Source organism: Streptomyces sp. NPDC054841, assembly GCF_053611045.1.
In genome coordinates, this window is the sequence record NZ_JBSGZO010000290.1 from 3,414 (window position 1) to 11,047 (window position 7,634).

Annotated in this window: 7 protein-coding genes; 5 read left to right on the forward strand and 2 right to left on the reverse strand. The window is 70.5% G+C overall.

Features of this window, described 5'->3' with window-relative positions:
* Positions 1-238 precede the first annotated feature (238 nt).
* From ACWGI8_RS29855 to ACWGI8_RS29870, 4 genes are all read left to right on the forward strand, one after another.
* Positions 239-934 (forward strand): response regulator, encoded by a 696-nt coding sequence (locus ACWGI8_RS29855; protein WP_453665579.1) that lies wholly within the window; start codon positions 239-241, stop codon positions 932-934.
* A 282-nt stretch (positions 935-1,216) separates the two neighbouring features.
* Complete coding sequence (locus tag ACWGI8_RS29860) at positions 1,217-2,578, forward strand: extracellular solute-binding protein (RefSeq protein WP_453665581.1); 1,362 nt, start codon at positions 1,217-1,219, stop codon at positions 2,576-2,578.
* Between the two features lie 5 nt (positions 2,579-2,583).
* On the forward strand, positions 2,584-3,447 hold the full coding sequence (locus tag ACWGI8_RS29865) for a carbohydrate ABC transporter permease (protein WP_453665583.1): 864 nt from the start codon (positions 2,584-2,586) through the stop codon (positions 3,445-3,447).
* Positions 3,447-4,271, forward strand: a complete 825-nt coding sequence (locus tag ACWGI8_RS29870; RefSeq protein WP_453665584.1) for a carbohydrate ABC transporter permease — start codon at positions 3,447-3,449, stop codon at positions 4,269-4,271. The genes ACWGI8_RS29865 and ACWGI8_RS29870 overlap by 1 nt, the downstream gene beginning before the upstream one ends.
* Here ACWGI8_RS29870 and ACWGI8_RS29875 read toward each other — a convergent pair.
* Positions 4,261-5,391: a hypothetical protein gene (locus ACWGI8_RS29875; RefSeq protein WP_453665586.1), complete on the reverse strand. Its 1,131-nt coding sequence runs from the start codon at positions 5,389-5,391 to the stop codon at positions 4,261-4,263. The genes ACWGI8_RS29870 and ACWGI8_RS29875 overlap by 11 nt on opposite strands.
* Positions 5,391-6,611, reverse strand: a complete 1,221-nt coding sequence (locus tag ACWGI8_RS29880) for a hypothetical protein (RefSeq protein WP_453665587.1) — start codon at positions 6,609-6,611, stop codon at positions 5,391-5,393. The genes ACWGI8_RS29875 and ACWGI8_RS29880 overlap by 1 nt, the downstream gene beginning before the upstream one ends.
* A 306-nt stretch (positions 6,612-6,917) precedes the next feature.
* Here ACWGI8_RS29880 and ACWGI8_RS29885 point away from each other — a divergent pair, with 306 nt between their 5' ends.
* The gene (locus ACWGI8_RS29885; protein WP_453665589.1) at positions 6,918-7,526 is read left to right on the forward strand and encodes a helix-turn-helix domain-containing protein; all 609 of its coding nucleotides are present in this window, start codon (positions 6,918-6,920) and stop codon (positions 7,524-7,526) included.
* The last annotated feature ends 108 nt before the right edge of the window (positions 7,527-7,634 follow it).

Genomic DNA, 7,634 nt, shown 5'->3' on the forward strand with positions numbered 1-7,634 from the left:
CATGAACCGGCCGGGCGTCCGGGGGTTGCCCCCGGAAAGACACAGCACGGTACGACCGCCGTTGCGCGACGCAGAGGTGAACGCATGAACCGGCCGGGCGTCCGGGGGTTGCCCCCGGAAAGACACAGCACGGTACGACCGCCGTTGCGCGACGCAGAGGTGAACGCATGAACCGGCCTCTCGGCCGCCGGGAAGGCCGCACCGGACGATCGTCGCTGTGCACCACGGAGGTGAGCCCATGACAGCACCAACACCCGCCGGGATCCGCGTACTCGTCGTCGAGGACGATCCCGTCGCCGCCGACGCGCACGCCCTGTACGTCGGGCGCGTGCCCGGGTTCACCGTCGCCGGGGTGGCACATTCGCGGGCAGAGGCGTACCGGCTGCTGGACCGGACGCCGGTGGAGCTGATCCTGCTCGACCTGTATCTGCCGGACGGGCACGGACTTCAGCTGCTGCGCTCCCTGCGCGCCGCCGGCCACTCCGCCGACGTCATCGCCGTCACCTCCGCCCGCGATCTGGCGATCGTCCGTGAGGGCGTGTCACTCGGCGTCGTCCAGTACGTCCTGAAGCCGTTCACCTTCGCCACCCTCCGCGACCGTCTCACCCGGTACGCCGAGTTCCGCGCATCCGCGGGCGAGGCGTCCGGCCAGGACGAGGTGGACCGGGCCCTTGCGACCCTCCGTACGCCGCAGCCCGCCGCGCTCCCCAAAGGCCTCAGCGCGCCCACGCTGGAGGCCGTGACCCGCACGCTGCGCGACACCCCCGTCGGGCTCACCGCGGCCGAGGCCGGAGCCGCGGTCGGGATCTCGCGGATCACCGCCCGCCGGTATCTGGAGCATCTGGTCACCGCGGGCCGGGCCGCGCGCAGCCCGCAGTACGGCCAGATCGGCCGGCCCGAGCTGCAGTATCGCTGGATCACTTCCGGCCGCTGAAGGCCGGACCGAAGGTACGGGCACACGTACGGGCAGCAGGTACGGACAGAACGTATGGGCCGTGTCCCGTCGGACGGAACCCATCGGGCGGAAACCCGTCGGACCGAATCCCGTCCGACGGAAATCCATCGGGCCGAAACCCATCGGACCGAAACCCATCGGACCGAATCCGGCCGAAAGTCCGGCCGAAAGCCCTTTCCGCGCACGGGCATTGACCTTGTTCGCGGGCCCGACCTACGGTCACCGGGCAGCCCCCCACGGCTGACAGAGGAGGTCGTGCCCGTGCGCCCCACCGCCCCACTGACACTCGCTCCCCCGGTCCTCGCCCTCGCCCTCGTCCTCACCGCCTGCGGCGGCGGCTCCGGTGCCGACGACGACAACACCGTCGAAGTCGTCTACAACCGCTCCACCGACAACAACATCCGCTTCAAGGACGCCTTCCTGCAGTCCGTGAAGAAGCAGTTCGAGAAGGCCCACCCGGGCAAGACCGTCAAGCTCATCCCGATCCAGGCGCCGGACAACGACTACGCCACCAAGGCGCAGCAGATGATGCGCTCCCCGAAGACCGCCCCCGATCTGGTCTACGAGGACACCTTCCGCATCAACTCCGACATCAAGGCCGGGTACTTGAAGCCCCTCGACGACTACCTCGCCAAGTGGGACACCTGGAACCAGTTCGTCGGCACGGCCCGCGCGGCCGCCAAGGCCGAGGACGGCAAGACCTACGGCGTCCCGGACGGCACCGACACCCGTGGCCTCTGGTTCAACAAGAAGATCTTCGCCAGGGCGGGGCTGCCGGCCGACTGGCGGCCGAAGAACTGGAACGACATCCTCGACGCGGCCCGCACGGTCAAGCGCAAGGTCCCCGGCGCCATCCCGCTCAACGTCTACACCGGCAAGAGTCCCGGCGAGGCGGCCGTGATGCAGGGCTTCGAGATGCTGCTGTACGGCACGGGCGCGGATCCGCTCTACGATCCGTCGGCCAAGAAGTGGGTCGCGGGCAGCAAGGGCTTCCAGGACGCGCTCGGATTCGTACGGACCGTTTACGGCGAGAAGCTCGGCCCGGACGTCTCGGACGCCCTCGACCCGAACATCGGCACCCGCGTCGCCACCGAGTTCTTCCCCGAGGGGAAGCTGGCGATCTCCCTCGACGGCTCCTGGATGGGCCAGAACTGGATCAACGAGGGGCCGAAGGAGTGGCCGGGCTGGGAGACGGATCTGGCGCAGGCCCCGATGCCGACGCAGAACGGGCAGCCGCCCGGCAGGGTCTCCATGTCCGGCGGCTGGACCTGGGCGATCCCGCAGAAGGCCAAGAACCCCGATCTGGCCTGGGAGTTCATCGAGACGCTGCAGACGAAGCAGAACGCGGTGCAGTGGGACGTGGTGGGCGCCCAGATCGCCGTGCGCAAGGACGTCGCCGCGGATCCGCGCTATCTGAAGTCCATGCCGGGCATCCGGTTCTTCACCCAGCTCGTCCCGTACACGCACTACCGGCCGGCGCTGCCCGTGTACCCCCAGGTCTCCACGGCCATCGGCGAGGCGATGGAGCAGGTGACGACCGGTGACGCGGCCCCGGCGGCCGCGGCGGAGGCGTACGACGAGCAGTTGAAGACGATCACCGACGGCGCGGTCGTGGAGAAGTGACGGGCGTGGCGGGCCGCGCGAGGGCGTGGCGGTGGCTGCCGCTGACCCCCGCCACACTGCTTCTGCTGCTGTTCCTCGCCGGGCCGATCGGCTACTGCGTGTGGATCGCGTTCACCGACACCCAGCTGACCGGCGCCTCCGGCTCGCACTTCGTCGGCCTGGACAACTTCCGCCGCGCCTTCGCCGACGACGGCTTCCGCAACGCGGTTTGGCTGACGCTCGTCTTCACCGTCGTCTCGGCGGTCCTCGGGCAGAACACCCTGGGACTGGCGCTGGCGGGGCTGATGCGGGCCGCGTCGGGGCCGGTGCGTACGCTCACGGGCGCGCTCGTCATCACCGCCTGGGTGCTGCCGGAGATCGTGGCGGCCTTCCTGCTGTACGCCTTCTTCCGCCGCGAGGGCACGCTGAACGCCGTGCTGGACTGGCTGCATCTGCCGTCCCAGAACTGGCTGTTCACGCTGCCGATCCTCGCCGTGTCGTTCGCCAACGTCTGGCGCGGGACCGCTTTCTCGATGCTGGTCTACTCGGCGGCGCTCGCCGAGATTCCGCGGGACATCAGCGAGGCCGCCGAGGTCGACGGCGCGGGCGGGGTGCGCCGGCTGCGGTACGTCACGCTGCCGATGATCCGCCGCTCCATCGGCACGACGCTGATGCTCAACACCCTGTCCACGCTCTCCGTCTTCGGTCTGATCTGGGCGATGACGCGCGGCGGACCGGGGAGCCGCAGCCAGACGCTGCCCGTGTTCATGTACGACCAGGCGTTCCTGAAGAGCCTGATCGGGTACGGGACGGCGGTGGCACTGCTGCTGCTCCTGGTCGGCTCGCTGTTCTCGGTCGTCTATCTGCGGCTGCTGAAGGTGGACGTCTGATGCGCCGCCGCACGCGGGCCCGCCTCGCCGCCGATGCCGCGCTGCTGCTCACCGCGGCTGGTTTCGCGCTGCCGCTGCTGTGGCTGGTGCTGGCGTCGGTGAACGCCGACGCCGATCTGCGGGTACGCGTCCCCGGGTCGGTCACCACGGAGCACTTCGACGCCGTACTCACCGACGAGATCACCTTCACGCCGATGCTCAACAGTCTGCTGCTGTGCGGCGGCGCGACCGTCGTCACCGTCGTCTGCGCGGCGCTCGCGGCGTATCCGCTCTCCCGCCACCGCTCCCGCTTCAACCGGCCGTTCCTGCTGACGATCCTCTTCACCACCTGTCTGCCGATCACGGCGGTGATGGTGCCGGTCTACGGCCTGTTCGTACAGGTCGAGCTGATCGACACGATGTACGGAACGGCACTGTTCCTCGCCGCGTCCCAACTGCCGTTCGCGATCTGGCTGATGAAGAACTTCATGGACGGCGTCCCGCTCGTCCTGGAGGAGGCGGCGTGGACGGACGGCGCGTCGACGGCCCAGACCCTGACCAGGGTCGTGCTGCCTCTGATGGGCCCGGGCGTCGCCGTCGTGTCGATCTACACGTTCATCATGCTCTGGGGGAACTTCTTCGTCCCGTTCATGCTGCTCCTCTCCCCCGAGCAGCTCCCCGCGTCGGTCTCCGTCTTCACCCTCTTCGGCAACTACGGATCGGTGGTCTACGGGCAGCTCGCGGCGTTCTCGATCCTCTACTCGCTGCCGGTGCTGATCCTCTACGTACTGATCGCACGCCGGCTCGGCGGGGGCTTCACGCTGGGTGGGGCGGTCAAGGGGTGACTGTGTGGTCGACGGGTGCCGCGCAGCCGTGGGCCTTCGCCGAGCGGGCGGCGAAGGCCTTCAGCGCCGAGCGGGCGTAGGGGGAGGTGGCGTTCTTTTCGACCGGGGAGGAACGCATCACGTACATCGCGCGCCCGGCGACCGAGGGACAGTCGGCAGTCATGACCAGCCCTTCCGGCCCCGTCGGGCGTTCCTCGACGCGGACGCGCATGTCCCGTGCGTACACGCCGTAGTACGCCCGCAGTTCGTACTCGGGCTCGATGGTGGTGGACGGCCCGGAGACGCCGCACTGCTCGAGCGGGGACGCACCGCGCGTGCTCTCCCAGCCAACGGAGCCGGTACGGGACGGTCCCGGCACTCCGGCGCAGGTGCCCTTGGCGGCGGAGAGCGGCACGTACTCCTCGGCGTTCACCGGGAGCGGGACGGTGTCGGGCCGGCTGCCCAGCGGGGCTCCGCAGTCCCAGCGGCCGGCTGCCTTGCGGGCCGTGGCCGTCGCGACCTGGGCGGCGCGGGTGCGGTCATGGGGGTTCTCGACGGTGGTTCCGTCGACCTCCACCGTGGCCGTCACCAGCAGGCTGCGGCGGGCGGCCGGGCATTCGAGGAGGACGGCAGTGGCGGACCACTTCTTCGCTCCGGGTTCGGCTCCGAAGAAGCCGTTCCAGCCGTGGCCGAGCGGCACGGGCCGGGGCGTCTGCGTGCCCCAGAAGATCCGGTCGTCGCGAGCCGCGACGGTGTCCCCGGTGTCCCCGGTGGCCGCGGTGGCCGAGGGAGTTGGTATGCCGTGGATGGTCACCTCCACCGAGCCGGGGTGGGTGGGGTGTCCGGCGTTGTACTCGACGACCCGGCTCACCTCGCAGCGGACGAAGAAGGGGCCATCGGCCGCGGCGTCACGGTCCTCCTCCCGAGTGCCGGCCTTGGCCTGGGCGAGGGGTCCGTCGCCGAGCACGGCCCTGGTCTCGTCCGCGGCGAGGACGCCGTCGCAGGCGCTGTCGAGGACGCGCTGCCCGGCCCAGCGGTCGTAACCGCCGCCGAGGGTGAGGTAGGCGGCGGCCACCGCCAGGAGCAGGGCCGCGGCGACGGTGGCGTAGGTCTTGACGGTCCGTGTCACGGTGAATGTCATCACCACACCTCGCCGAGGATGTCGGTGTCGCGACAGTGCGCCTTCTTCGGCCAGCCGTCCGGCGCGGCGAGGTAGCGGTCGAGGACGGCACGCGCGGCCCGGGAGATCTGCCGTCGTTCTGCGAGGGTGAGGGTGGCTGTGTGCCCGACCCCGAAGACGAGGTGCGGAGTGACCGAGATCCGGTGGTCGCTGCGGCCACCGTCGCAGATGGACCGGGCCCAGACTTCGACGTCCAGATCCTCGTTGGGGATCAGGGCGTTGCCCCGGCTGTCGGTCTGGCCGTTCCAGGGTCCCGGCGAGCCCGGTCTCGGGGCGGATGCGCCCACGGGCTCGGGCGGCATCAGCGCGGATCCGCTCTCGGCCTTCACGGCCTTGATCTCCGCATGGCCGGGATCGCGCCCGCTGCCCGTCCAGTGACTCTCACAGACACCTGAGCGCGTGCTGTAGCGGGGGTTGTTGGAGCCGTCCCAGCCGTCTGTCTCCGCGAATCCCTCGATCCTCAGCACCTCGGTGTCGAGCCAGGCGCAGAGGCTGGGCCCGTCCGGCGGGGTCCAGCGGTCGGTGGTCAGCCGGGCTGTGCCGCAGTGGTGGCGCTCGGCGATCCGGTTGGCGACGTCCACAGCCGTACCCGCCACGAGCAGCCGTTCCTGCTCGGTGAGCTCGTGCTCGCCGTCCGCCGGGAAGCCCACTTCGACGTGGAGATCCCGGCTGGGCCTGACCCGGCCGGGCAGTCCCTTCGGGCAGTCGAGCAGCAGCGACGCGATCGCCTCGGCGCCGTCGAGCCGGTCGTCGAGGTGCAGCGAGCCCTGGGCGTTCGGCGGCAGGCGGAAGGGGAACTCGCCGACCCTCTCGCCCGGTACTTCGGTCACCGGAGCGAGCAGCGCCTCGCCGCGGACCCGGACCTCGGCATCGGGCTCCCACTTCTCGGGGCCGCCGCCCCAGGACAGCCGGCAGTCCAGCAGCGCGCGGCTGTCCTGGTCCGGGTCGAGCAGCGTGCCGTACTCCGTCAGTACACCCGCCGAATCGTCCGGCAGAAAGCGGCCCAGCTCGGCCACCGGCAGCAGTCCGGCACAGGCGCGCTCCAGCTGGGCCCGGTTGTCGGAAAGCTGCCGGTCATGCAGCACGGCCAAGGCGACCGGCAGTCCGCCGGCGACGAGTGCCGCCAGCACGGTCAGCGCCACGGCCAGGCGTACCTTGCCCCGAGTCGCGAATCCCGGCACGTGTCTCCCCCTCCACGCAAAGATCCACTCCGGACGCTAGCAGACCCGCTACCGGGCGAAGCTACCCGCTGGTACGCTGCGGTCCGACCGCGCGGTACGCGCAAACTCCGACCGCGCCGGTACGCGAGCAGGCCCCCGTCGGAACGACGGAGCAAAGCGCCCACCCAATTCGGGCCTTCCTACAAGTTTTGGCCTTGGGTAAACGCACCGTAGTCAAAAGTGACCCTCCGCTTCTACGGTGTGCCCGTGCACTCCACCCCGCCCTTCAACGCCCCTGCCGCCCGCCGACTGCGCGAGGCGCTGGGGATGGCGCCCGGCCATGTCGCTTACGGACTTCAGGCCCAGTACGGACTCCAGGTCGCCCCGGACACGGTGGCCGCCTGGGAACGAGGGCTGCTCGCGCCGAGCTCCCAGGAACTCACCGCTCTCGCGGGGGTGCTGTGGTGCTCCCCCGCCGAGCTGCTCGGCGCACCCCAGACCCTTCGCGAGCACCGGATGTCCCGGGGCCTGGGCCCCGACGATCTGGCGCGCCGCGTGGGCATGGACACGTCCTCGTACCAGCGGATGGAGGACGGGAACCGCTGGCGCGGCAACGAGCGGCAGACCGCCGCGCTCGCCGAGGTCCTGGCACTGTCGCCGCGCGAGCTGCTGACGGCGACCGGCAGGAACGAGGAGCTGGCCGAGCTGCTGCGCAGTGCGGCGACGACGCGCTGGCAGGCGTACGTGCGTCCGGTGGCGAAGATGCTGCCGCTGCCCAAGCGGCACCTGGAAGACGTGCTGCAGGAGCTGCACCAGGAGTACCAGGCCCGCATGGTGGCGACGTCGAGCTGGGGCGCGTCGGGAGGCTCCGGCGAGGCGGGCAAGGAGTTCCTGGACCGGGTCGTCGACCACTTCTGGGCACTGACTCCCGGCTAGACGAGTAAGCCCTATCTCCCGTCTGCTCCGCGCCGCCCTCCGGGTGGACGGCGGCAGATAGGACTTACTCGTCCAGGCCCTGTCCGGGCGATCTTGTCGTGCCCGGAC

Coding starts and splice junctions, on each gene's coding strand:
- ACWGI8_RS29870 (WP_453665584.1), top strand. CDS start 3,447: ATGCGCCGCCGCACGCGGGCCCGCCTCGCCGCCGATGCCGCGCTGCTG.
- ACWGI8_RS29875 (WP_453665586.1), bottom strand. CDS start 5,391: ATGACATTCACCGTGACACGGACCGTCAAGACCTACGCCACCGTCGCC.
- ACWGI8_RS29885 (WP_453665589.1), top strand. CDS start 6,918: ATGGCGCCCGGCCATGTCGCTTACGGACTTCAGGCCCAGTACGGACTC.
- ACWGI8_RS29855 (WP_453665579.1), top strand. CDS start 239: ATGACAGCACCAACACCCGCCGGGATCCGCGTACTCGTCGTCGAGGAC.